We start from the raw sequence: 23,558 nt of genomic DNA, 5'->3' as shown, positions 1-23,558 counted from the left end.
CATGATGCATGTGTTGAAAAGACTCACGGTTATTGCCCTGCTCGCGCTGCTGGGGCCGTTTGGCGCACTGGCAGCTTCATCGTTATCCAATATCAACGTCACTAATGCCCAGCGTGAAGCCACGGTTACAGTGAGCTTCACTGGCCCGCCGGATTATGCATTTTCTACCGTGCGCGGGCCGGATCGCGTGATTCTGGATGTGAACCAGAGCGGCAAAGTGGGCGGCCTGCCGCTCAATTTCAGCGGCCATAACCTGGTGAAAAGCATTCGCTCCAGCACGCCGAAAGATGCCCAAAGCGTGCGGTTGGTGTTTGATTTGACCCAGCATGCGAAAACCCGGGCGGTAACGCGCCAGAATGGCGGTACCTATACCGTGGTGTTCACCATTACCGCTGAAGGTAACCCGAACATCAGTAGCGTGCGTAAAGCGCCGGTAGCCAGTGAGCCGGTACGTAAAACGCCGGTAGCACCGAGCGGTTCCAGTCCGTTTAACAACCAATCCGCGGCAGTATCCGGCACCGCGACGGAAATGACGCCACGCAGCAGCCGGGTTTCTGCCGGTTCTGGCGATCGCGTGGTGGTGGCGATTGATGCCGGGCACGGTGGGCAGGATCCTGGTGCCATCGGGCCAAACGGCCTGAAAGAGAAAAATGTGACCATCGCTATTGCGCATCGTCTGCGGGCGTTGTTGGATGCCGATCCGATGTTTAAACCGGTGATGACGCGTAACGGTGACTACTTTATTTCGGTAATGGGGCGTTCCGATGTGGCGCGCAAACAGGGCGCTAACGTGCTGGTTTCTATTCACGCGGATGCTGCGCCTAACCGCAGCGCCAATGGGGCGTCGGTGTGGGTGTTGTCCAACCGCCGCGCTAACAGTGAGATGGCCGGCTGGCTGGAACAGCACGAGAAACAGTCCGAACTGCTGGGCGGTGCGGGCGATCTGCTGGCCAACAGCCAGGCCGATCCTTATCTGAGCCAGGCAGTGCTGGATTTGCAGTTTGGTCATTCACAACGCGTCGGTTACGACGTGGCGGTGAAGGTCTTGCAGCAGTTACAGCGCGTCGGTTCACTGCACAAACGCCGTCCGGAACACGCCAGCCTGGGAGTGCTGCGTTCGCCGGATATTCCATCGCTGCTGGTGGAAACCGGGTTTATCAGTAATAGCACGGAGGAGCGACTGCTGGGCAGTAGCGCGTATCAGGAGAAAATTGCACAGGCGATCCACAACGGCCTGCGCAGTTATTTCCTGGCGCATCCGCTACAAGCCGACCCAAAGGTCGAAAACCGTCCTCTGCAGGTCGCAGCGGCGGTTAACTCCAGAGTAAAAGATTTGCAGCAGCCGGATCCGGTGGCCGATAGCCCGCGCAGCGTGAGCACGGGGAAAACCCAGATCCACGTGGTGCAGCGGGCGGAAACGCTTTCCGGCATTGCCGATAGCTATGGCAGCAGCATGGCCACGCTGCGCAAACTCAACAGCCTGAAGAAAGATGGGGTTTGGGTGGGGCAGCGTCTGAAGGTGCCAGCCGGGGCCAGTTCCGCAGCCCCGGCTAAAGCCAAAGCGAGTAAGCCGACCAGGCACAAAGTGGTACGCGGTGATACCCTGTCATCCATTGCGGCGCGTTATGGTGTCAGCGTCAGCGAACTGAAAAGTGTGAACAAATTAAAGTCGGATGTCGCGCCGCTCGATCGGACATTGATCATTCCGTAGGTTTGGTGCCATACAACAGAGGGATTCGCATGCCTATCCAGGTGTTACCGCCACAGCTTGCCAACCAGATTGCCGCCGGAGAAGTGGTTGAGCGGCCTGCGTCGGTAGTGAAGGAACTGGTAGAAAACAGTCTGGACGCGGGCGCGACGCGTATTGATATTGATATCGAACGCGGCGGTGCCAAGCTGATCCGCATTCGTGATAACGGCTGTGGGATTGGTAAAGCCGATCTTGCCTTGGCGCTGGCGCGCCATGCCACCAGTAAAATCAGCACCCTCGACGATTTGGAAGCGATCGTCAGCCTGGGTTTTCGCGGCGAAGCGCTGGCCAGTATTAGTTCAGTTTCACGCCTGACGCTCACCTCACGCACTGAAGAGCAAAATGAGGCCTGGCAGGCCTATGCGGAAGGGCGCGATCAGGCCGTTACGGTGAAGCCCGCCGCTCATCCGGTGGGCAGCACAGTAGAAGTGCTCGATCTGTTTTACAACACCCCAGCACGGCGCAAGTTCATGCGCACGGAAAAAACCGAATTCGGCCACATTGATGAAGTGGTGCGGCGCATTGCGCTGGCGCGTTTCGATGTGGCAATCAACCTGAATCACAACGGCAAGCTGATACGCCAGTATCGCGCAGCCAAAGAAGAAAGCCAGCACGAACGCCGCTTAGCCAGCATCTGTGGCCCGGCCTTTTTGCAGCATGCGCTGGCGATCTCCTGGCAGCATGGCGATCTCACCATTCGCGGTTGGGTGGCGGATCCAGAAGGCGCACGCCAACTGGGGGAAATGCAATACTGCTACGTTAACAACCGGATGATGCGCGATCGCCTGATCAATCATGCCATCCGCCAGGCGTATCAGGATCAGTTGAAAGACGATCAGCAGCCAGCTTACGTGCTTTATCTGGAAGTGGATCCCCATCAGGTGGATGTGAACGTTCATCCGGCAAAACATGAAGTGCGTTTCCATCAGGCGCGGCTGGTGCATGATTTTATCTATCAGGCGGTTACGACCGTGTTGCAGCAGGCTGGTAACGTGCCCTTGCCGTTGGCAGAGGAACAAGGTGCACAGGAAGTGCCCGCATGGCAGCCGGAAAATCGCGTGGCGGCCGGTGGCAACCATTTTTCGCAGCCTGCCCCACCGCGTGAGCCGCAGCCCGTAGCCCCTTCCGTGGCGCGTGAACGCACGCCCCAGCCGCCTTATCAGGCCGGGCCCGGTTACCAGAAGCGTGAGGGTGAGCTGTACGGCAAGCTGTTGCAGGCAGCACCGGCGTTAACGGAAGCCGCGCCAGAGCCGGGCAAACCGCCTTTGTTCCCGCCCGCTAAAGCGGAACAGGAAGCGCCATTGGCCGGTAACCAGCACAGTTTTGGCCGCGTGTTGATGGTTTATCCCCCAAGCTATGCGCTGATCGAGCAACGTCAGCAACTGGTGATACTGAATTTGCCGATCGCCGAACGTTGGTTGCGCCAGGCACAGCTTTGCCCGCCGGAAGAAGGCCTACGGCCACAGCCGCTGCTGATTCCGATCAAGCTGACACTGAATAAAAATGAAGCTGCGGCCTGTGTGCAGCACCAGGCTTTGCTGGTAAAAATGGGGCTGGAACTGCAATCCGATCACGGGCGTGTGACGCTGCGCGCAGTTCCTTTACCGTTACGGCAACAAAATTTACAAAAACTGATACCTGAGCTGTTAGGCTATCTGGCCGAACATCAGGATATGTCGCCCACCGTGCTGGCCACCTGGATCGCCCGTCATTTAGGCAGTGAACATGAACAGTGGAACAACTCGCAAGCGATACAATTGTTGACCGACGTGGAACGACTTTGCCCGCATCTGGTCAAATCTCCACCCGGTGGTCTTTTACAACCTGTTGATTTACAGGCTGCACTGGCAGCGCTTAAGCATGACTGATACTGAAATGACACATCGCCCCCCGGCCATTTTTATCATGGGGCCAACGGCCTCGGGCAAGACCGCGCTGGCAATGGCGCTGCGTGAGCGCCTGCCGGTGGAACTGATCAGCGTAGACTCTGCGCTGATTTATCGTGGGATGGATATTGGCACCGCCAAGCCGACGGCAGAGGAACTGGCACAGGCCCCGCATCGCCTGATCGATATTCGCGATCCGGCGCAAGCCTATTCTGCCGCGGATTTTCGCGCCGATGCGCTGAAAGAGATGAGCGAGATTACCGCCGCTGGGCGAATCCCGCTGTTGGTCGGCGGTACCATGCTGTATTTCAAGGCGTTGTTGGAAGGATTGTCACCCTTGCCGTCGGCCGATCCGGCGGTGCGTGAGCGTATTGAGCAGCAGGCGGCAGAGCAGGGTTGGGAGGCATTGCACCGTCAATTGCAGGATATTGACCCGGTGGCGGCCATGCGAATTCATCCCAATGATCCGCAGAGACTCTCCAGAGCACTGGAAGTTTTTTTTATTTCGGGTAAAACTTTAACGGAACTGACTAAAATTTCGGGTGAATCGTTACCTTATCATGTTCACCAATTTGCGATAGCGCCAGTCAGCCGTGAGTTGTTGCATCAACGCATTGCGCAGCGCTTCGAGCAGATGTTGGCGGCAGGTTTTGAGACGGAAGCGCGTGCGCTTTTTGCACGGGGTGATTTGCATACGGATTTGCCTTCCATTCGCTGTGTCGGTTATCGCCAGATGTGGTCATATTTGTCTGGTGAAATTAGTTACGATGAAATGGTTTATCGTGGTATTTGCGCAACACGTCAATTGGCCAAGCGCCAAATGACCTGGTTACGGGGTTGGGAGTCGGTTCGTTGGTTGGACAGTGAAAAGCCGGGAGAGGCTTTGGACTCGGTAATACAGGTTGTTAGTGCATAGGTTGAGTGATTGTGTACAATTGATGAGTATTCAGCGCGCAAATTTTTTAGGTCGTTTATTTTAGAGCCGATAGGTTCTTAGTTACAAACAACAAGCAAATAAGGAAAAGATAGAATGGCTAAGGGGCAATCTTTGCAAGATCCGTTCCTGAACGCATTGCGTCGTGAACGTGTTCCGGTTTCTATTTATTTGGTGAATGGTATTAAGCTGCAAGGCCAGATTGAGTCTTTTGACCAGTTTGTCATCCTGTTGAAGAACACGGTGAGCCAGATGGTTTATAAGCACGCTATCTCTACCGTTGTCCCGTCACGCCCGGTATCGCACCACAGCAACAATCCGAGCAGCGGCACCAGTAACTATCACCATGGTAACAACCCGTCTGCGCCGCAACAGCCGCAGCAGGAAAGCGATGACGCTGAATAAGGCGCGTTGCGAGTCAACCATGACGGGGAGCATAAACAGTAAAGTGCTGTTCATGCTCCCCAAACTCGCGGTTTTTGTCCGTTTGAGAGGTTGCACGCTTGTTTGACCGTTATGAAGCCGGTGAGCAGGCCGTCCTGGTTCATATCTATTTCTCGCAAGACAAAGATACAGAAGATCTCAGTGAGTTCGAGTCGCTGGTGTCCTCTGCGGGTGTTGAGGCTTTGCAAGTGGTGACGGGTAGCCGCAAAGCGCCGCATCCCAAATACTTTGTCGGTGAAGGAAAGGCCGAAGAAATTGCAGATGCAGTGAAAGCCAGTGGCGCGTCTGTTGTCCTGTTTGATCATTCCCTTTCCCCGGCGCAGGAGAGAAATCTCGAACGCCTGTGTGAATGCCGGGTGATCGATCGCACCGGGTTGATTTTAGATATCTTTGCCCAGCGTGCCCGTACTCATGAAGGTAAGCTGCAGGTAGAGCTGGCGCAGTTGCGCCATATTGCCACCCGTCTGGTTCGTGGCTGGACACACCTTGAACGTCAGAAAGGGGGGATTGGCCTGCGCGGACCGGGGGAAACCCAGCTAGAAACCGACCGTCGTTTACTGCGCGATCGCATCAGCCTGATTCTCAAGCGCCTTGAGCGGGTAGAGAAGCAGCGCGAGCAGGGGCGGCGAGCCCGTACCCGTGCCGATGTGCCAACCGTATCGCTGGTGGGGTACACCAACGCCGGTAAATCCACTCTGTTCAACCGAATGACATCTGCCGAGGTTTATGTGGCAGATCAGCTATTTGCCACCCTGGATCCTACCCTGCGGCGTATTGACGTAGCGGACGTGGGCGATACCGTGTTGGCGGATACCGTAGGCTTTATCCGGCACCTGCCGCACGATCTTGTTGCCGCGTTTAAAGCGACGCTGCAGGAAACGCGCCAGGCCTCTCTGCTGTTACATGTGATCGACGCTGCGGATACCCGGGTGGAAGAGAACATTGAAGCGGTGAATACCGTATTGGCAGAGATTGAGTCGGATGAGATCCCATCACTGCTCGTGATGAACAAAATAGATATGTTGGATGATTTTGTCCCGCGTATCGATCGCAACGATGAAAACTTACCGATCCGCGTGTGGCTGTCCGCCGCCAGTGGAGAAGGTATCCCGTTGCTATTTCAGGCGTTGACGGAGCGCTTATCGGGGGAAATCGCGCATTATGAACTGCGTTTACCTCCGCAGGCGGGTCGTCTTCGTAGCCGTTTTTATCAGCTTCAGGCAATCGAAAAAGAATGGAATGAAGAGGACGGCAGTATCGGTGTGGTGGTACGCATGCCGATCGTTGAATGGCGTCGCCTCTGTAAGCAGGAACAGGATCTGATTAACTTTATCGTATGATCATATACTGTTACATTTGAGTGCTCGCTTAATGCCGCGTGGATTAAGCGTTAGCCTGAAGTACCCAATCACAGAATAATGGAGCTAAAACATGGCGTGGAATCAGCCCGGTAATAACGGACAGGACCGCGACCCGTGGGGGAGCAGCAATAACAATGGCGGCAACTCTGGCGGTAACAATAAAGGCGGTCGCGATCAAGGGCCACCGGATTTAGATGATATCTTCCGCAAGCTGAGCAAGAAATTGAGCAGCCTGGGCGGGGGCAAAGGCTCCAACAGCAATAACAGCGGTGGCACGGGTTCTGCCGGGCCGAACTTCAGTGGCCGAATTATCGGTATTGCTGCGGTTGCGGCGGTGGTGATCTGGGCCGCAAGCGGTTTCTATACCATCAAAGAAGCCGAGCGCGGCGTGGTAACACGCTTTGGTAAGTTCAGCCACCTGGTACAGCCGGGCCTGAACTGGAAACCGACCTTTATTGATGAAGTGCGGCCAGTGAACGTGGAATCGGTGCGTGAACTGGCAGCCTCCGGTGTGATGCTGACGTCCGACGAAAACGTGGTGCGCGTAGAAATGAACGTGCAGTACCGCGTGACCGATCCGGCAGCCTATCTGTTCAGCGTGACCGATGCCAATGATAGCCTGAGACAGGCTACCGACAGTGCGCTGCGTGGCGTTATCGGCAAATACACCATGGACAAGATCCTGACCGAAGGCCGTACCATCGTGCGTAGCGACACTCAGCGTGTACTGGAAGAAACCATTCGTCCGTACAAAATGGGGATCACTCTGCTGGACGTCAACTTCCAGGCTGCACGTCCGCCGGAAGAGGTAAAAGCCGCGTTTGATGATGCGATTGCCGCACGTGAGAACGAACAGCAATACATCCGTGAAGCGGAAGCTTATGCCAACGAAGTTCAGCCGCGTGCTAACGGTCAGGCACAGCGTCTGTTAGAAGACGCCAGAGCCTATGAGGCCCGTACGGTTCTGGAAGCTCAGGGTGAAGTGGCGCGCTTTGCCAAACTGTTGCCGGAATACAAATCTGCACCGGAAATTACCCGCGAGCGTCTGTATATCGAAACCATGGAAAAAGTCCTGAGCCATACCCGCAAGGTGCTGGTGAATGACAAAGGTAACAACAACCTGATGGTGTTACCACTGGATCAGATGTTGCGTGGCCAGACCGGTAAAGCGGCGACCGAAGGCAGTAAAGATACCAGCCTGATTCGTCTCAACCCAGCTCCTTCTACCAGCAATACGGCAGATGCGGGCACCAGTAGCACCAGCGCGGGTTCGATCATGGACCAACGCCGTGCAAATACGCAGCGTAGCGACAACACTCGCGTAGGGAGAGAATAATCAATGCGTAAGTCTTTCATAGTTATCGTCGCTGTGGTGCTGGTAGCACTCTATACCTCAATGTTTGTGGTACAGGAAGGCGAGCGCGGCATTGTGCTGCGTTTCGGCAAAGTACTGCGCGACAACGAAAACAAACCACTGGTGTATGCACCGGGTCTGCACTTCAAGATCCCGTTCGTTGAAACCGTGAAAAAGCTGGATGCACGTATCCAGACCATGGATAACCAGGCCGATCGCTTTGTTACCAGCGAGAAGAAAGACCTGATCGTCGATTCTTACCTGAAATGGCGTATCAGTGATTTCAGCCGCTACTACCTAGCCACCGGTGGTGGTGACGTTTCTCAGGCAGAAGTGCTGCTGAAACGTAAGTTCAGTGACCGTCTGCGTTCTGAGATTGGTCGTCTGGACGTGCGTGATATCGTCACAGACTCGCGTGGTCGCCTGATGGCCGACGTGCGTGATGCGCTGAACACCGGTACCGTTGGTGACGGTGAAGAAGCCGCGACCACGGAAGCGGATGATGCTATTGCTTCTGCTGCAGCGCGCGTTGAGCGGGAAACCACGGGCAAGCAGCCAGCCGTTAATCCGAACAGCATGGCGGCGCTGGGGATCGAAGTGGTTGACGTGCGGATCAAGCAGATCAACCTGCCGGCGGAAGTGTCTGATGCGATCTTCCAGCGTATGCGCGCAGAGCGTGAAGCGGTAGCCCGTCGTCACCGTTCACAAGGCCAGGAAGAAGCCGAGAAGTTGCGCGCCACTGCCGACTACGAAGTGACCCGTACGATCGCGGAAGCAGAGCGGCAGGCGCGTATCACTCGCGGTGCCGGTGATGCAGAAGCGGCCAGGTTGTTCGCCGCGGCCTTCAGCCAGGATCCGGATTTTTATGCTTTCATCCGTAGCCTGCGTGCTTATGAGGCCAGCTTCGGCCCAGGCAACCAGGACGTGATGGTGTTGAGCCCGGAAAGCGATTTCTTCCGCTACATGAAATCGTCGGAACCTACTCGCAATAGATAATGCCAGTAAAGTGATACCAGGGGCCCGTTAATTACGGGCCCTTCTTAATTGGGGGAAGAGATGAACTCGACGATTTGGCTGGCCCTCGGGCTGGTTTTGGTATTGGAAGGACTGGGGCCGATGCTGTTTCCACAGGCTTGGCGCAAAATGATCCTGGCGATGACACAGTTGCCGGATTCCACATTGCGGCGTTTTGGCGGTGGAATAGTGGTTGCAGGCTGTGTGATCTACTACATGTTGCGTAGCCGTACAGGGGTTTAAATTTTAGCCGAAAAAGTATGCAATCGTATGCTAAAAGTGCTGAAACTGAAGAATTACGATGTTAGAATCCATTTTTAAGCAATCGGTGATTTTGAAAATGGGTAAGAACGTCGTCGTACTGGGCACCCAATGGGGTGACGAAGGTAAGGGTAAGGTCGTAGACCTGCTGACTGAACGGGCTCAATATGTTGTGCGCTACCAAGGTGGCCATAACGCTGGCCACACTCTGGTTATCAACGGTGAAAAAACCGTTCTTCATTTAATTCCCTCAGGCATCTTGCGTGAAAACGTCACCAGCATCATCGGCAACGGTGTGGTTCTGGCCCCAGATGCGTTGATGAAGGAGATGGGTGAACTCGAAGCGCGCGGCATCCCGGTACGCGAACGTCTGTTACTGTCCGAAGCTTGCCCGCTGATCCTGCCTTATCACGTTGCGCTGGATAACGCGCGTGAAAAAGCACGCGGCGCGAAAGCGATCGGCACCACCGGTCGTGGTATCGGCCCGGCTTATGAAGATAAGGTGGCTCGCCGTGGCCTGCGCGTGGGCGATCTGTTCGACAAAGCCACTTTCGCTGTGAAGCTGAAAGACATCATCGATTATCACAACTTCCAGTTGGTTAACTACTACAAAGTAGACGCCGTCGACTACCAGAAAACGCTGGACGACGTGCTGGCGGTTGCCGACATCCTGACCGCGATGGTGGTTGATGTTTCCGAACTGCTGGACGGTGCGCGCAAGCGTGGCGATCTGATCATGTTCGAAGGTGCGCAGGGCACGCTGCTGGATATCGATCACGGTACCTATCCGTACGTCACCTCTTCCAACACCACCGCAGGTGGCGTGGCTACCGGTTCAGGCATTGGCCCGCGTTATGTGGACTACGTGCTGGGCATCGTGAAGGCCTATTCTACCCGCGTAGGCGCAGGCCCGTTCCCAACCGAGCTGTTCGACGAAACCGGCGAATACCTGTGCAAGCAGGGTAACGAATTTGGCGCCACTACCGGCCGTCGCCGTCGTACCGGCTGGCTGGATGCGGTCGCGGTGCGTCGTGCCGTGCAGATCAACTCCCTGTCCGGCTTCTGCCTGACCAAGTTGGACGTGCTGGATGGCCTGAAAGAAGTGAAGATCTGTGTGGCTTACCGTATGCCGGATGGCCGCGAAATGACCACCACACCGTTGGCCGCAGAAGGTTGGGAAGGCATTGAGCCGATCTACGAAGTTATGCCTGGCTGGAGTGAAACCACCTTTGGTGTGCAAGAGCACAGTAAACTGCCGCAGGCAGCGCTGAACTACATCAAGCGTATCGAAGAACTGACCGGTGTACCGGTAGATATTATCTCGACTGGCCCAGATCGTAGTGAAACCATGATTCTGCGTGACCCATTCGACGCGTAATCATTTGCTATCCCATCACACAAACCGGGCCTAGTCCCGGTTTGTTTTTCTCATTTATTCTCTCCGATTGTGGTTTCACATCAAAAAATCCTTCCATTCTGCTAGATAAGGGGCTTCTCAGCGCTAAATAATTAGCTGCGAACTCTCCGGCTGGTTTATTATCCAAGAGAGTCATCCAAAATCAGTCAAGTAACCTGATACCCAGAGGTAGACGTGCAGTTAACAAGTTTTACTGATTATGGCCTGCGGGCATTGATCTATCTGGCATCATTGCCAGCGGACAGAATGACCAGCATCTCGGAAGTGACGGAGGTGTACGGCGTTTCACGCAACCATATGGTAAAAATCATCAACCAACTGAGCCGCGAAGGCTTTGTCACCGCCGTGCGTGGCAAAAACGGCGGCATCCGTTTGGGTAAACCGGCTGAAACCATTCGCCTTGGCGATGTGGTGCGTGCTTTGGAACCGCTTTCGTTGGTTAACTGCAGCCGTGAATTTTGCCATATCACCTCAGCCTGTCGCCTGAAGCAGGTGCTCTACCAGAGCGTACAAAATTTCCTTGAAGAGCTGGATAAGCATACTTTGGCCGATATGGTTGAGGAAAATCCGCCGCTCTACAAGCTGTTGCTTGTTGAATAAAGCGTCGCTGAGAACACAAGGCTCAGCGACACCCTGCTGATGACAACGGAGGAACCTCAATGTCACAAGATCCATTCCTGGAACGAGAAGCAGAAAAATACGAATCCCCAATTCCGAGTCGTGAATTTATCCTGGCCCACTTGGCGAAACGTGAAACGCCGGCCAGCCGCGAAGAGTTGGGTAATGAACTGAATTTGTCCGGTGAAGAACAGTTGGAAGCGTTGCGTCGTCGCCTGCGGGCGATGGAGCGTGACGGGCAGTTAGTGTTTACCCGCCGCCAGTGCTATGCGCTGCCGGAGCGTCTGGACCTGCTGCGTGGCACCGTGATTGGGCACCGCGACGGCTTCGGCTTCCTGCGCGTTGATGGCCGCAAAGACGATCTCTATCTCTCCGCTGAACAGATGAAAATGGCGATCCACGGCGACGTGGTGCTGGCACAACCCTTGGGTGAAGATCGCAAAGGCCGCCGCGAAGCGCGTATCGTGCGCGTACTGGTGCCAAAGACCAGCCAGATCGTTGGCCGCTACTTTACCGATGCCGGTACCGGTTTTGTGGTGCCGGATGATGGCCGCCTGAGCTTCGATATCCTGATCCCAGCCGATTCCATCAGCGGTGCGCGCATGGGCTATATGGTGGTGGTGGAACTGACCCAGCGCCCAACGCGGCGTACCAAAGCGGTTGGCAAGATCGTTGAAGTTCTGGGCGATAAAATGGGCACCAGCATGGCGGTAGATATCGCATTGCGTACCCACGAGATCCCCCATACCTGGCCACCACAGGTGGAAAAACAGGTGGCCGATCTCAGTGAGCAAGTGCCAGAGGCCGCCAAGAAAGGGCGTGTCGATCTGCGCCATCTGCCGCTGGTCACCATTGATGGCGAAGATGCGCGCGACTTCGATGATGCGGTGTTTTGTGAGAAAAAGCGCGGCGGCGGCTGGCGCCTGTGGGTAGCCATTGCCGACGTCAGCTATTACGTGCGCCCGCGTACCGCACTGGATGACGAAGCCCGCAGCCGTGGCACCTCGGTCTATTTCCCGTCTGAAGTGGTCCCGATGCTGCCGGAAGTGCTGTCCAACGGCCTGTGTTCGCTCAACCCACAGGTTGACCGCCTGTGCATGGTGTGTGAGATGACCATCTCCGCTCAGGGCAGGCTGTCTTCGCACAAATTCTACGAAGCGGTGATGAGCTCCCATGCGCGTTTAACCTATACCAAAGTCTGGCATATTCTGCAGGGCGATCAGGATCTGCGTGAGCAGTATCATCCGCTGGTTAAGCATCTGCAGGAACTGCATGCCCTGTATAAAGTATTGGATCAGGCGCGCGCTGAGCGCGGTGGTATTGCCTTCGAAACTGAAGAAGCCAAGTTTATCTTCAACGCCGAGCGGCGCATTGAGCGCGTGGAACCTACGGTACGTAACGACGCGCACAAGCTGATCGAAGAATGTATGATCATGGCGAACATCGCTGCCGCGCGTTTTGTGGAAAAGAACGGCGAACCGGCGCTGTTCCGCGTGCACGATCGCCCAAGTGACGATCACATCTCTGCGTTGCGCAGCGTGTTGAGCGAGCTGGGCCTGACGCTGGGCGGCGGTTTGAAGCCGCAGCCGAAAGACTACGCCACCCTGATGGATGAAGTGGCGGATCGCCCGGATCGTGAAATGCTGCAAACCATGCTGCTGCGTTCAATGAAACAGGCGATCTACGATCCAGAAAACCGCGGTCACTTTGGCCTGGCACTGGCGTCTTATGGGCACTTTACGTCGCCGATCCGCCGTTATCCGGATCTGTCATTACACCGTGCCATCAAGTACCTGCTGGCTAAAGAGCATGGTGAGCAGAAAGAGCGCTGGACTCCGACCGGCGGCTGGCACAGCGAGTTTGAAGAGATGCTGCAACTGGGCGCACATTGCTCGATGACCGAGCGCCGTGCGGATGAAGCCACGCGTAACGTAGCCGACTGGCTGAAGTGTGACTTCATGCAGGATCATGTCGGTGAAGTGTTCAGCGGCATTATTGCCAGCGTCACCGGTTTTGGCTTCTTTGTCCGCTTGAACGATCTGTTTATCGACGGGTTGGTGCACGTATCAACGCTGGATAACGATTACTATCGCTACGATAATATTGGCCAGCGGCTGATCGGCGAGTCTTCCGGCATGGTTTATCGCCTGGGGGATACGGTAGAGATCCGCGTTGATGCGGTGCATATGGACGAGCGCAAGATCGACTTCGCATTGGTCTCCAGCACCCGTAAACCGCGTGGTGAAGGCAAAACTGAACGCGAGCGCGCCAAAAACGGTGGCCAGCGTACCTTGCGTGATGGTGCCGGTGCGGGGCGTTCTCAGGCCAAGCCAAAGCGCCGTGGCGGCAAACCACCGGCCAACTTTGAGCCGGACAGTGCCTTCCGCAAAGAAGGGGCCAAACCTGCCGATAAGGTGAAGAAAGACAAAAAGGCGAAAGCCAAGAAACCGTCTGAAAAAACCAAAAAGATAGCGGCAGCGACCAAAGCCAAACGCGCCAGCAAGAGCAAAGGTGCTGCACAGGGTTAACCGGCAGCACGTTATTATCCCCGGCCGGGTTTCCCCCGGCCGCACAGTTAAAAGAGCATCATGAGCGAAATTATTTACGGTATTCACGCCGTCAAAGCCCTATTAGAGCGCGATCCACAACGCTTCCTGGAAGTGTTTATCCTCAAAGGGCGCGACGATCGTCGCCTGCAACCGCTGATTGCCGAACTGGAAGCGACCGGCATCGTGATCCAGGTGGCTAACCGCCAATGGCTGGATGAAAAGGCGGAAGGCGCGGTTCATCAGGGAATCATCGCGCGGGTGCGTGAAGGGCGCAAATATCAGGAAAACGACTTGCCGGGCCTGCTGGAAAGCATCGAAACCCCCTTCCTGCTGGTGCTGGACGGCGTGACCGATCCGCACAACCTCGGTGCCTGCCTGCGCAGCGCCGATGCGGCCGGAGTGCATGCGGTGATTGTCCCGCGCGATCGCTCTGCGCAACTGAACGCGACGGCGAAGAAAGTGGCCTGCGGTGCGGCGGAAAACGTGCCGTTGATCAGCGTCACCAATCTGGCGCGTACTTTGCGTCTGCTGCAAGAGATGAATATCTGGATCGTGGGGACTGCCGGTGAGGCCGACCATACGCTATACCAAAGCAAAATGACCGGGCCGATGGCGCTGGTGATGGGGGCCGAAGGTGAAGGTATGCGTCGTTTGACCCGCGAGCATTGTGATGAACTGATCAGTATCCCGATGGCGGGCACGGTTTCCTCACTCAACGTTTCGGTGGCTACCGGGATATGTCTGTTTGAAGCGGTGCGTCAGCGTAGCTGACATACTCGTCATACTTCAAGTTGCCTGGGTGTTGGCTGCGTCCGTTCGCACCAGTCACATAGTGAGCTATGCTCCTGGCGACTCTCGGACTTGCCGCCTACATGCAACTCGAATTATTTAGAGTATAACGTTATCTCAGGGGCGGGGATTCTACGCCTCTATCTCCAATCTTCCATCTTGTGATCCCGTCTCCGGCAGAAATCCCCTCAGCGACCATAATGACCTTGATAGTTAATCAGGGAGTCAAACAATGGTCTGGAATACGCATACGGTTTTCAACCAGCCCAAGCCCTTGGGCAACAGTAATCTTTTTCTTTCTGATACGCCGCTGCGTGAAGCGGTGCAACGTGAGCAGGCCAACTGGGATCTTGACGTTCTGGCCTCTCTCGGCCAACAGTTAGGCACACAGGAGTCGTTGGAGTTGGGGCGATTGGCTAACGCCAACCCGCCGGAGCTGCTGCGCTACGATGCCACCGGGCAGCGCCTGGATGATGTGCGTTTTCACCCTGCCTGGCACATTCTGATGCAAGGGCTGGTGGCTAATCGGGTTCATAATCTGCCGTGGCAAGAAGATGCGCGCCTAGGCTCTTTTGTTGCCCGCGCGGCACGTTTTGTGTTGCATGCGCAGGTTGAGGCCGGAACGCTTTGCCCCATCACCATGACTTTTGGTGCCATTCCCTTATTGCAGCGCTCGCTGCCGTCGGCCTTTCAACCTTGGCTGGCTCCGCTGCTCTCCGATCGTTATGACCCCCATTTGCTGCCGGGAGGGCAAAAACGCGGTTTGCTGATTGGTATGGGGATGACCGAAAAGCAGGGGGGATCGGATGTTCTGAGTAATACCACGACCGCAGTGCCGCTTGGCGGGCGGGGTAACGGTGAAGCCTATCGATTGGTGGGGCACAAATGGTTTTTTTCAGTACCGCAAAGCGACGCCCATCTGGTGCTGGCGCAAACGAAAGGTGGGCTGTCCTGCTTTTTCCTGCCGCGTATTCTGCCGGATGGCACGCGCAATGCGGTGCGGTTAGAGCGATTGAAAGACAAACTGGGTAATCGCTCCAATGCCAGCAGTGAAGTGGAGTTTCAAGATGCCACCGCTTGGCTGTTAGGGGATGAAGGTGACGGCGTGCGGCACATCCTCAAAATGGGGGGGATGACGCGTTTTGATTGCGCGCTGGGTAGCCATGGCCTGATGCGGCGGGGATTGTCGGTAGCGCTGTATCATACGCTACAGCGGCAGGTGTTCGGCAAAACGCTAATTGAACAACCGCTGATGCGTCAGGTGCTCGCCGGTATGGCATTGCGCCTTGAAGGGCACACGGCGTTGCTGTTCCGGCTGGCGCGTGCCTGGGAAACCCGCAACAACGAGGGGGAAGCGATTTATAGCCGCCTGTTGACGCCAGCCGCCAAATACAGCCTCTGCCGCCAAGGTGCGCCGTTTATCGCTGAAGCGATGGAAGTGCTGGGGGGTATCGGCTATTGCGAGGACAACGAATTGCCACGGCTGTATCGTGAAATGCCGGTCAACAGCATTTGGGAAGGCTCCGGCAATATTATGTGCCTGGACGTTTTGCGCAGCCTGCATAAATTACCGCGCGCGCGTGAGGTACTGCAACACGAGCTTGCCGCCGTGCGTGGGCAGAATCGCTTGTTCGATCGCGCCTGGCGGCAGTGGCAGCAGCGTATGCGCCAGCCACGTGAAGAAATGGGGCGTTTGCTGACCCAGCAACTGTTCGACTTATGCTGTGCTGCACAGTTGTTGCAGTATAGCCCCCCGCCTGTTGCCGAGGCCTGGTGCCATTTAACGCTGGATCATCGCGGCGAGAGCTTGTTGTCGGACAACGTATGCGACACGCTGCTGAACCGAGCGATGGGGGCATAAAGATTCAACGATAAAGAATCGCCTGTGAGTACCATTGACCGGGCACGATGGTATCGCTGTTCATGATGATCAGGTAATAACGTGCGCCGTTTGCGTTAGCTTTGCGCTGGATCTCGGCCTCCACGTCCATCGGGCTGCCGCGCACCTGCGCGCTGATGGTGGCCATTTTCTCCAGCCCAGCGCTTTGCATTCGGGTAATTTGCTGCGTCTGCACGTTGGGTGCTGGCTGAGAGTTGGGCGTGGTGTCAGACTGGCTGCAGCTTGCGAGCAGATTGATCAGCAGCAGGGGTATTACGGCACGGGAAAGATTCATGGCAGGCCTCGGAAAATCCGCTTCAGTTATTCAGTGTAACGCAATCATTTGTTATACCCTTTATGCTTGGTAACACCCAATGGATTCTAAGGGGAGAATAAATGGTAGAGATGCATGATGAACGTGCAGGGGATATCGCGGTGATCCACGCGGTGCCTGCAGGGCAGTATGAGCAACCGTTACCGACAGTCTTTTTCTATCACGGCTATATCTCCTCAAAAGAGGTGTATGCCTATTTCGCTTATGCGCTGGCAAAAGCCGGTTTCCGTGCGGTAGTGCCGGATTGCGAGATGCACGGCGAGCGTTTTGACGGCAACGAAGCGCGGCGGTTGGCACATTTTTGGCAGATCCTGAAAACTAACGTCGATGAACTGCCTGAGCTCCACGCGTGTTTTGCGCAACGTGGGCTGATTGCCGGGCAGCGTGTCGGTGTGGCTGGCGCTTCGATGGGGGCTATGACCACATTGGGGGCGTTCACGCGTTATCCTTGGATCAGGGCCGCCGCCAGCCTGATGGGATCCGGCTATTTCACTTCGCTGGCCCAGACGCTGTATCCCCCTTTGGATGATCAAGGCCAGCCGTTGGACGAAGCCACCTTTGCAGCACGCATCGCGCCGCTGGCCGATTATAGCGTTGAACATCATTGGGAGAATATCGCCGGGCGGCCGCTGTTGCTCTGGCACGGAGAGGCGGATGATGTGGTGCCAGCGGCGGAAAGTGAGCGTTTGGCCAGCGATCTGCGTCTGCACGGGTTGAGCCAGCGGTTAACCTATCTTACCGAAGCGGGCGTTCGGCATCGCATTACGCCCGGTGCGCTGGCTGCCACGGTCACCTTTTTCCAGTGTTCGCTGTAAACTCGCCACTGGAAGAGGGGCAATATGGCTTTTCCTACGGGTAAATACGGCTATTTGCCCCGAGGGCTGCAATAAATCCCACTCTGTCCTTGAGTTTCCCCCCTTGCGCCAGTATGATTACGCGTCATTTTTCAGCCGCACACACATACACGTTCCTTGCTTCCATGGGCCGCGGTTGACCCTGACAGGAGGCTGAATAATCCGTAAGGAGCAATTCGATGCGTCATTACGAAATCGTTTTTATGGTCCATCCTGACCAAAGCGAACAGGTTCCGGGCATGATCGAGCGTTACAGTGCGACTATCACTAACGCGCAAGGTCAGATTCACCGTCTGGAAGACTGGGGCCGCCGTCAGCTGGCTTATCCGATCAACAAACTGCACAAAGCTCACTACGTTCTGCTGAACGTTGAAGCTCCGCAGGAAGCGATCGATGAGCTGGAAACTAACTTCCGCTTCAACGACGCCGTTATCCGTAGCATGGTTATGCGCGTTAAGCACGCGGTAACTGAAGCATCTCCAATGGTTAAAGCGAAAGACGAACGCCGTGGCGATCGCCGCGATGATTTCGCTAGCGAAACCGCTGATGATGATGCTGGGGATTCTGAAGAGTAATTGCCGCTGTGACGGCTAATCGTCTGGTGTTGTCTGGCACAGTGTGCAAGACGCCGGTGCGAAAAGTGAGTCCTTCCGGCATACCCCACTGCCAATTTGTGCTTGAGCACCGCTCAGCACAGGTAGAAGCCGGATTCAGCAGACAAGCCTGGTGCAGAATGCCCGTGGTTGTCAGCGGACAACAGTCACAAGCTTTAACTCAAAGATTAACGGTCGGCAGTCAGGTAACCGTTCAAGGCTTCGTTAGCTGCCATCAAGGGCGCAACGGGCTGAACAAATTGGTCCTGCATGCCGAGCAGATTGAATTGATAGATTCTGGAGACTAGCCAAATGGCACGTTATTTCCGTCGTCGCAAGTTCTGCCGTTTCACCGCGGAAGGCGTTCAAGAGATTGACTATAAAGACATCGCTACGCTGAAAAACTACATCACTGAAAGTGGTAAGATTGTCCCGAGCCGTATCACCGGTACTCGTGCAAAATATCAGCGCCAGCTGGCCCGTGCTATCAAGCGCGCGCGCTACCTGTCTTTGTTGCCGTACACTGATCGTCATCAGTAATCGGCCACTGTCCATTAACGACTTTGAGAGGATAAGGTAATGCAAGTTATTCTGCTTGATAAAGTAGCAAACCTGGGCAGCCTGGGTGATCAAGTTAGCGTTAAAGCGGGTTATGCCCGTAACTTCCTGGTACCACAGGGCAAAGCTGTTCCTGCTACCAAGAAAAACGTAGAGTTCTTCGAAGCACGCCGTGCTGAACTGGAAGCCAAACTGGCTGACGTTCTGGCTGCTGCCGAAGCTCGCGCAACCAAGATCAACGAACTGGGTTCAGTCACCATCGCGTCTAAATCAGGCGACGAAGGTAAACTGTTCGGCTCTATCGGCACCCGCGACATCGCTGACGCAGTCACTGCGGCAGGCGTTGAAGTTGCCAAGAGCGAAGTTCGTCTGCCGAACGGCGTTCTGCGTACCACGGGCGAGCACGAAGTGCACTTCCAGGTACACAGCGACGTGTTCGCACAGCTGAATGTAGTGGTGGTTGCAGAAGCTTAATCGCGACTGTGAGCCAAGTTAAAACGCCAGCCTTGTGCTGGCGTTTTGCTTTTCTGCGCTGGGCAAAACGCGCTACTCTGTGCCATCCGTTGGCAAGGAGAAGCGCAACATGGCAGAAATCAACCTACAGCGAGTTTATGATTTTAGCGTTCCGGCACCGGAGCATTGCTATCTGATCGACCGGCTGTGGCCGCGTGGCGTCAGCAAGGAAAGGTTGCAGGGCGTGGTCTGGCTGAAGCAGGTGGCACCGGATAATGCGTTGCGCCAGTGGTTTCACCAGCATACCGACCAGTGGGATGAGTTCGAGCGGCGTTACCGTCAGCAATTGGCAGAAAACGACGCCTGGCAGCCGCTGGTGGCGTTATTACGGCAAGGCGCATCCTTAACGTTGTTGTATGGCAGCAAGGATACACAGCACAACCAGGGCGTTGTACTGCGTGATTTCCTGTTGGATCAGATGGGGGGCTAACGCAGGCGGCGGTAGCTGCCATCGGGCTGGCGGCGGAACAGGGCTTCGCTGTTATCGGCCACAGTGACGGACAGCGCGGTTATCACACCGTTGGCATCACGTTCGATACGCACTTCCTGCCCGGCTTTGAGATTGCTGAGCGGTTTATCGCTGCCTTCAACCTGCGCCATGGCAAACACGTCACTCACGGGCAGGCTGCTGTCGCGAAACAGTTGCGCCAAGGTCTGGCCTGGTTTGATCTGATAGCGCTGCCAGTTGCCACTTTCAGGCCGTGTGGCCGTTTGTTCTGCGTTATTGCCCATCAGTTCCGCCTGCAACGGTATGTTGTTCTCTTGAAGAGTCACCGGGAACTGGCGTGGGGCGTTATCGTCAGAATACGGCCATAGCAAAGCAAGCAGCAGGATGGCGCCAAAAACGAGCACCCAGCGGCGGTGAAAATTGGGCAGTGGCTCCATCCAGTGGAAACTGTCCGGCAGATGCCACACTTTCAGCCACAGGGCTTTGAGCTGCTGCCCTTTGCCGTTTGGCGCGGGTGGCTGCAAGTCCGTCTCTTCTGGCGTTTCCGGGAGTTCTGTCTTTGGTGCCGTGCCGGGTTTCAGGCGCAGGCTCAGATTCAGCCAGCTACGCAGCAGCGGCTGGTAGACTCGGGTGGTTTTCCTTCTCCTGGGCGCGATTCTGCCCATGGTGACCTCTCTTCAACTGCGTAAAAATGCCACTGTACATAATGGGTTACTGTTAATAACAGTATACCCTTCATACTTCAAGTTGCTTGGGTGTTGGCTGCGTTACTCGGCCCATATTGGGCCTCGCCCCTTCGGGGCCGCTGCAAGCAGCGTTCAAATCTGCTTGCGCAGATTTGTCACTCACCCCAGGAACGATCTTGAGTAAGCTCCTGGGGGTTATGAGCCTCAGAGAGGCTCACCCTGCGGGCCAGCGCAAGCGCTGTTCAAATCGGTCAAAGACCGATTTGTCGCTCAGTTGCCGCCTACAAGCAACTCGAATTATTTTGGGTATATACCCTTCAAAGCGATTGATATAATAGCCCGCTAACTGTTTGAGATGGAAGGCGGTGAAGGGTTCAACAACCAAGAACGTTAAAAGAAAGTTATTGTTTCTTTTTCCACGACAAAAGTCATCATTCTCGACACAAGATTTTACCCGGCTTGGCGGCGCTGTTATGCTGCACTTTCGACTTTTTAGAGACTAAAGGAAAAATCCCAATGACAACCCCTTCTTTTGACAGCGTTGAAGCGCAAGCAAGCTACGGGATTGGTTTACAGGTCGGCCAGCAGTTGCAAGAATCCGGTCTGGAAGGTTTACAACCGGAAGCGTTGCTGGCGGGCCTGAGTGATGCGCTGGAAGGGAATGCCCCGGCGGTTCCGGTTGATGTGGTGCATCGCGCACTGCGTGAGATCCATGAACGTGCGGATGCCGTGCGTCGTGAGCGTCAGCAGGCGATGGCCGTTGAAGGCCAGCGCTTCCTGGAAGATAACGCCAAGCGTGATGATGTGACGTTAACCGAATCTGGCCTGCAGTTTTCCGTGCTGGAACAGGGTAATGGCCCAATCCCATCCCGCCAGGATCGCGTACGTGTGCATTACACTGGCCGCCTGATTAACGGTGACGTTTTCGACAGCTCTGTTGAGCGTGGCCAACCGGCGGAATTCCCGGTTAGCGGCGTGATCCCCGGCTGGATCGAGGCGCTGACGCTGATGCCCGTCGGTTCCAAATGGCAGCTGTATATTCCGCACGATCTGGCCTACGGTGAGCGTGGCGCTGGCGCATCTATCCCGCCATTCAGCGCGCTGATCTTTGAGGTCGAGTTGCTGGAAATTCTGTAAGTCATGCTGCATAACAGGGCGCCACTCATGGCGCCCTGTTCGTTTTACTTCTGCAATAAATCAATCTGATAAACGGCGAAGCCGAGACTATCACTACCCGCCGACGTCATCGGGTACTGCGCATGCTCTTTGATAAATGCGGCGGCTTTCTCACTGGGTGAGGTTTCAAAACGGATATCCAGCGGTTGCGCGCTGCGCAACGTGGCCAGACGCCAGTTATTATCCGCCTGTGGGTGGACCGCGCCGTGTTTCTGGGTTTCTGCGCTGATATAGGCCGCCAGTATTGCACGGTTTTCATCCGGTGCGGCAAAGGCGATATGGCGATCGCCGGTTCCGGCAAACTTACCGCCGTAGGCGCGATAGTTGTTGGTCGCCACCAGGAAGGTCGCCTGCGGATCGATCGGTTTACCTTTGAAGGTCAGGTGGGTGATACGCTGTGCTTTGTCGTTGATCAGCGTGCATTCACCGTCATAGCGCGCCGGTTGGCTGACGTCGATCTGATAATTCACCCCGTCGATGACATCGAAATTATAGGTGCGGAACCCATCCCAATTAATCAGCGCCTGCGCTTTACTGCTGTTGAGATCGATCTGATTGAACTGCCCGGCGGAACACTCCAGCCACTCTTTCACCTCTTGCCCGCTGGCTTTGACCACCGCTAAGGTATTCGGGTAGAGATAAAGATCGGCGGCGTTACGGAAGGTGAGCTGGCCTTGCTCCACTTCGACAAAGCTGGCGGGATCGTTCTTGCGCCCGCCGACTTTAAACGGAGCTGCAGCGGAGAGGACCGGCAGATCCGCCAGATCCGGATCGCCCTGAATGTAGTGTTCGACATACGCTTTTTGCGCGTTGTTGACGATCTGCACCGTCGGATCGTCCTGTACCAGTGCCAGATAGCTGTACATATTGCCGTCGGACTTGCCAATCGGCTTGCTGACGAATTCGCGCGTGGCTTTATGATCCTGCTCCAAAATTTTCACCAGATCGGCATCTTCTGCCACGAGCGACTTTTTATTCTCTTTATCGTAGATCGGTCTGGCTTCTGCCTTGGCGGAAGTGACCTGCCAACGGCCGCTGTCGTTATTCAGTTGCAGGTCCACCACGCCAAGGTGATCGCCCCACTGGCCTGGCATCACCGCTGGCACGCCGTTCAGCAGGCCTTTATCGATGTCAGCCCCCTGAATCTTGGCGAAATCCTGGCTCGGGAATACCGCGTGGGCATGGCCAAACATGATGGCATCGATACCCGGCACCTGGCTGAGGTAATACACCGAGTTCTCTGCCATGGCCTTATAAGGCTCGCTGGAAAGGCCTGAATGGGGAATGGCGACCACCAGATCGGCCCCTTGCTGGCGCATCTCAGGGACATAGCGTTTGGCGGTTTCGGTGATGTCGTTGACGCTGACCTTGCCTTGCAGATTGACCTTATCCCAGCTCAGGATTTGCGGCGGAACAAAGCCGATATAGCCGATGCGTAAGGTATGTGCTTTGCCATCACGGTCTTTCACGGGGGTATCAACAATGATGTAGGGCGTGAACAACGGTTTTTGCGTTGCTGCGTCAATGACGTTGGCATTGACGTAGGGGAATTTAGCACCAGCGAGGGCGTTCTTCAGGTAATCGAGGCCGTAGTTGAACTCATGGTTACCGATATTGCCCACCGCGTAATCCAGGGTGTTCATGGCCTTATAAACCGGATGAATATCGCCAGGTTTTAAGCCTTTGGCAGACATGTAGTCGGCCAGCGGGCTGCCTTGGATCAGATCGCCGTTGTCCACCAGCACGCTGTTGGTTACCTGCTGCCGTGCTTGCTGGATCAGGCTGGCGGTGCGCACCAGGCCGAATTTGTCGGTGGGTTTATCCTTGTAGTAGTCAAAGTCCATCATGTTGCTGTGCAGGTCGGTGGTTTCCAGCACGCGTAAATCGACCGTTGCGGCCTGTGCGGAAGCGCAAACCAGCAGAGCCAGGGCGGATAATTTTAATGGCCGTTTTATCATGGCTGTCTCCATTCCATTAATATTCGAGAGGTATCGCAAAGGAATATGTAATTATCATTGGGTGTATCATCAAACTGTGAAGTTTGGCAGAAAATTGCCGAATGTAACGCAGCGAAGTGCAAAGTTGTGACCCGTAAGACTTGAGGAAATACCGCGAGTTAAGTGGTTGGGATGGATATTCG

At 55.5% G+C, this 23,558-nt stretch carries 23 protein-coding genes; 20 read left to right on the top strand and 3 right to left on the bottom strand.

Translation table 11 applies throughout. The features are described 5' to 3' along the window. Position 1 precedes the first annotated feature (1 nt). The 13 genes from amiB (at position 2) to BMI79_RS15640 (ending at position 16,238) form a co-directional block, all read left to right on the top strand. On the top strand, positions 2 to 1,711 hold the full coding sequence (gene amiB / locus BMI79_RS15700) for an N-acetylmuramoyl-L-alanine amidase AmiB (protein ID WP_076943064.1): 1,710 nt from the start codon (positions 2 to 4) through the stop codon (positions 1,709 to 1,711). Between the two features lie 29 nt (positions 1,712 to 1,740). Next, positions 1,741 to 3,618, top strand: a complete 1,878-nt coding sequence (gene mutL / locus BMI79_RS15695; protein WP_076943063.1) for a DNA mismatch repair endonuclease MutL — start codon at positions 1,741 to 1,743, stop codon at positions 3,616 to 3,618. Then, positions 3,611 to 4,552, top strand: a complete 942-nt coding sequence (gene miaA / locus BMI79_RS15690; protein ID WP_076943062.1) for a tRNA (adenosine(37)-N6)-dimethylallyltransferase MiaA — start codon at positions 3,611 to 3,613, stop codon at positions 4,550 to 4,552. The genes mutL and miaA overlap by 8 nt, the downstream gene beginning before the upstream one ends. 114 nt (positions 4,553 to 4,666) lie before the next feature. Continuing rightward, a complete protein-coding gene (hfq, locus tag BMI79_RS15685) occupies positions 4,667 to 4,975 on the top strand; it encodes an RNA chaperone Hfq (RefSeq protein ID WP_076943061.1) in 309 nt (102 codons plus the stop codon). A 98-nt stretch (positions 4,976 to 5,073) separates the two neighbouring features. After that, positions 5,074 to 6,354, top strand: coding sequence for a ribosome rescue GTPase HflX (gene hflX / locus BMI79_RS15680; RefSeq protein WP_076943060.1), 1,281 nt, complete (start codon positions 5,074 to 5,076; stop codon positions 6,352 to 6,354). A 91-nt stretch (positions 6,355 to 6,445) separates the two neighbouring features. Beyond that, complete coding sequence (gene hflK / locus BMI79_RS15675) at positions 6,446 to 7,711, top strand: FtsH protease activity modulator HflK (protein ID WP_076943059.1); 1,266 nt, start codon at positions 6,446 to 6,448, stop codon at positions 7,709 to 7,711. 3 nt (positions 7,712 to 7,714) lie between these two features. After that, complete coding sequence (hflC, locus tag BMI79_RS15670; RefSeq protein ID WP_076943058.1) at positions 7,715 to 8,725, top strand: protease modulator HflC; 1,011 nt, start codon at positions 7,715 to 7,717, stop codon at positions 8,723 to 8,725. A 60-nt stretch (positions 8,726 to 8,785) separates the two neighbouring features. Further along, positions 8,786 to 8,986, top strand: a complete 201-nt coding sequence (locus tag BMI79_RS15665; RefSeq protein ID WP_020824909.1) for a DUF2065 domain-containing protein — start codon at positions 8,786 to 8,788, stop codon at positions 8,984 to 8,986. A gap of 97 nt (positions 8,987 to 9,083) precedes the next feature. Then, a complete protein-coding gene (locus BMI79_RS15660; RefSeq protein ID WP_076943113.1) occupies positions 9,084 to 10,382 on the top strand; it encodes an adenylosuccinate synthase in 1,299 nt (432 codons plus the stop codon). Positions 10,383 to 10,595: 213 nt separating this feature from the next. After that, complete coding sequence (gene nsrR / locus BMI79_RS15655; RefSeq protein ID WP_076943057.1) at positions 10,596 to 11,021, top strand: nitric oxide-sensing transcriptional repressor NsrR; 426 nt, start codon at positions 10,596 to 10,598, stop codon at positions 11,019 to 11,021. Positions 11,022 to 11,080: 59 nt separating this feature from the next. Continuing rightward, positions 11,081 to 13,567 (top strand): ribonuclease R, encoded by a 2,487-nt coding sequence (gene rnr, locus BMI79_RS15650; RefSeq protein ID WP_076943056.1) that lies wholly within the window; start codon positions 11,081 to 11,083, stop codon positions 13,565 to 13,567. 60 nt (positions 13,568 to 13,627) lie between these two features. Continuing rightward, positions 13,628 to 14,359 (top strand): 23S rRNA (guanosine(2251)-2'-O)-methyltransferase RlmB, encoded by a 732-nt coding sequence (rlmB, locus tag BMI79_RS15645; RefSeq protein WP_037404461.1) that lies wholly within the window; start codon positions 13,628 to 13,630, stop codon positions 14,357 to 14,359. A gap of 250 nt (positions 14,360 to 14,609) precedes the next feature. Continuing rightward, on the top strand, positions 14,610 to 16,238 hold the full coding sequence (locus BMI79_RS15640; protein ID WP_076943055.1) for an isovaleryl-CoA dehydrogenase: 1,629 nt from the start codon (positions 14,610 to 14,612) through the stop codon (positions 16,236 to 16,238). 4 nt (positions 16,239 to 16,242) lie between these two features. On the opposite strand, the gene bsmA is transcribed toward BMI79_RS15640, so the two are convergent. Beyond that, complete coding sequence (bsmA, locus tag BMI79_RS15635) at positions 16,243 to 16,551, bottom strand: biofilm peroxide resistance protein BsmA (RefSeq protein ID WP_076943054.1); 309 nt, start codon at positions 16,549 to 16,551, stop codon at positions 16,243 to 16,245. Positions 16,552 to 16,652: 101 nt separating this feature from the next. Here bsmA and yjfP point away from each other — a divergent pair, with 101 nt between their 5' ends. The 6 genes from yjfP (at position 16,653) to BMI79_RS15605 (ending at position 19,538) form a co-directional block, all read left to right on the top strand. Continuing rightward, a complete protein-coding gene (yjfP, locus tag BMI79_RS15630; protein ID WP_076943053.1) occupies positions 16,653 to 17,405 on the top strand; it encodes an esterase in 753 nt (250 codons plus the stop codon). 218 nt (positions 17,406 to 17,623) lie between these two features. After that, entirely contained in the window at positions 17,624 to 18,019 is a 396-nt protein-coding gene (rpsF, locus tag BMI79_RS15625; RefSeq protein ID WP_037404458.1) for a 30S ribosomal protein S6, read from the top strand. An 8-nt stretch (positions 18,020 to 18,027) separates the two neighbouring features. Next, the gene (gene priB / locus BMI79_RS15620; RefSeq protein ID WP_076943052.1) at positions 18,028 to 18,345 is read left to right on the top strand and encodes a primosomal replication protein N; all 318 of its coding nucleotides are present in this window, start codon (positions 18,028 to 18,030) and stop codon (positions 18,343 to 18,345) included. 4 nt (positions 18,346 to 18,349) lie between these two features. Continuing rightward, positions 18,350 to 18,577, top strand: coding sequence for a 30S ribosomal protein S18 (gene rpsR, locus BMI79_RS15615; protein WP_000135199.1), 228 nt, complete (start codon positions 18,350 to 18,352; stop codon positions 18,575 to 18,577). A gap of 39 nt (positions 18,578 to 18,616) precedes the next feature. Continuing rightward, positions 18,617 to 19,069: a 50S ribosomal protein L9 gene (rplI, locus tag BMI79_RS15610; RefSeq protein ID WP_076943051.1), complete on the top strand. Its 453-nt coding sequence runs from the start codon at positions 18,617 to 18,619 to the stop codon at positions 19,067 to 19,069. A 109-nt stretch (positions 19,070 to 19,178) separates the two neighbouring features. Beyond that, a complete protein-coding gene (locus BMI79_RS15605) occupies positions 19,179 to 19,538 on the top strand; it encodes a DUF488 domain-containing protein (protein ID WP_076943050.1) in 360 nt (119 codons plus the stop codon). On the opposite strand, the gene BMI79_RS15600 is transcribed toward BMI79_RS15605, so the two are convergent. After that, positions 19,535 to 20,221, bottom strand: coding sequence for an OapA family protein (locus BMI79_RS15600; protein ID WP_076943049.1), 687 nt, complete (start codon positions 20,219 to 20,221; stop codon positions 19,535 to 19,537). The two genes, BMI79_RS15605 and BMI79_RS15600, sit on opposite strands and share 4 nt — an antisense overlap. A gap of 537 nt (positions 20,222 to 20,758) precedes the next feature. Here BMI79_RS15600 and bamJ point away from each other — a divergent pair. Continuing rightward, positions 20,759 to 21,379, top strand: a complete 621-nt coding sequence (gene bamJ / locus BMI79_RS15590; RefSeq protein ID WP_076943048.1) for a BamJ family beta-barrel-assembly machinery protein — start codon at positions 20,759 to 20,761, stop codon at positions 21,377 to 21,379. A gap of 44 nt (positions 21,380 to 21,423) precedes the next feature. Here bamJ and BMI79_RS15585 read toward each other — a convergent pair whose 3' ends face one another. Then, positions 21,424 to 23,376: a bifunctional 2',3'-cyclic-nucleotide 2'-phosphodiesterase/3'-nucleotidase gene (locus BMI79_RS15585; protein ID WP_076943047.1), complete on the bottom strand. Its 1,953-nt coding sequence runs from the start codon at positions 23,374 to 23,376 to the stop codon at positions 21,424 to 21,426. Positions 23,377 to 23,558 lie beyond the last annotated feature (182 nt).

The sequence above is a fragment of the Serratia oryzae genome, from assembly GCF_001976145.1.
Classification (GTDB): domain Bacteria; phylum Pseudomonadota; class Gammaproteobacteria; order Enterobacterales; family Enterobacteriaceae; genus Chania; species Chania oryzae.
This window is presented reverse-complemented; position numbering and strand designations above follow the sequence as displayed.

What these genes read in the sequence shown, in the direction of transcription:
- amiB (WP_076943064.1), top strand. Translation starts at nt 2, where the DNA reads ATGATGCATGTGTTGAAAAGACTCACGGTTATTGCCCTGCTCGCGCTG.
- mutL (WP_076943063.1), top strand. Translation starts at nt 1,741, where the DNA reads ATGCCTATCCAGGTGTTACCGCCACAGCTTGCCAACCAGATTGCCGCC.
- miaA (WP_076943062.1), top strand. Translation starts at nt 3,611, where the DNA reads ATGACTGATACTGAAATGACACATCGCCCCCCGGCCATTTTTATCATG.
- hfq (WP_076943061.1), top strand. Translation starts at nt 4,667, where the DNA reads ATGGCTAAGGGGCAATCTTTGCAAGATCCGTTCCTGAACGCATTGCGT.
- hflK (WP_076943059.1), top strand. Translation starts at nt 6,446, where the DNA reads ATGGCGTGGAATCAGCCCGGTAATAACGGACAGGACCGCGACCCGTGG.
- hflC (WP_076943058.1), top strand. Translation starts at nt 7,715, where the DNA reads ATGCGTAAGTCTTTCATAGTTATCGTCGCTGTGGTGCTGGTAGCACTC.
- BMI79_RS15665 (WP_020824909.1), top strand. Translation starts at nt 8,786, where the DNA reads ATGAACTCGACGATTTGGCTGGCCCTCGGGCTGGTTTTGGTATTGGAA.
- BMI79_RS15660 (WP_076943113.1), top strand. Translation starts at nt 9,084, where the DNA reads ATGGGTAAGAACGTCGTCGTACTGGGCACCCAATGGGGTGACGAAGGT.
- rnr (WP_076943056.1), top strand. Translation starts at nt 11,081, where the DNA reads ATGTCACAAGATCCATTCCTGGAACGAGAAGCAGAAAAATACGAATCC.
- rlmB (WP_037404461.1), top strand. Translation starts at nt 13,628, where the DNA reads ATGAGCGAAATTATTTACGGTATTCACGCCGTCAAAGCCCTATTAGAG.
- BMI79_RS15640 (WP_076943055.1), top strand. Translation starts at nt 14,610, where the DNA reads ATGGTCTGGAATACGCATACGGTTTTCAACCAGCCCAAGCCCTTGGGC.
- bsmA (WP_076943054.1), bottom strand. Translation starts at nt 16,551, where the DNA reads ATGAATCTTTCCCGTGCCGTAATACCCCTGCTGCTGATCAATCTGCTC.
- yjfP (WP_076943053.1), top strand. Translation starts at nt 16,653, where the DNA reads ATGGTAGAGATGCATGATGAACGTGCAGGGGATATCGCGGTGATCCAC.
- rpsF (WP_037404458.1), top strand. Translation starts at nt 17,624, where the DNA reads ATGCGTCATTACGAAATCGTTTTTATGGTCCATCCTGACCAAAGCGAA.
- rpsR (WP_000135199.1), top strand. Translation starts at nt 18,350, where the DNA reads ATGGCACGTTATTTCCGTCGTCGCAAGTTCTGCCGTTTCACCGCGGAA.
- rplI (WP_076943051.1), top strand. Translation starts at nt 18,617, where the DNA reads ATGCAAGTTATTCTGCTTGATAAAGTAGCAAACCTGGGCAGCCTGGGT.
- BMI79_RS15605 (WP_076943050.1), top strand. Translation starts at nt 19,179, where the DNA reads ATGGCAGAAATCAACCTACAGCGAGTTTATGATTTTAGCGTTCCGGCA.
- BMI79_RS15600 (WP_076943049.1), bottom strand. Translation starts at nt 20,221, where the DNA reads ATGGGCAGAATCGCGCCCAGGAGAAGGAAAACCACCCGAGTCTACCAG.
- bamJ (WP_076943048.1), top strand. Translation starts at nt 20,759, where the DNA reads ATGACAACCCCTTCTTTTGACAGCGTTGAAGCGCAAGCAAGCTACGGG.
- BMI79_RS15585 (WP_076943047.1), bottom strand. Translation starts at nt 23,376, where the DNA reads ATGATAAAACGGCCATTAAAATTATCCGCCCTGGCTCTGCTGGTTTGC.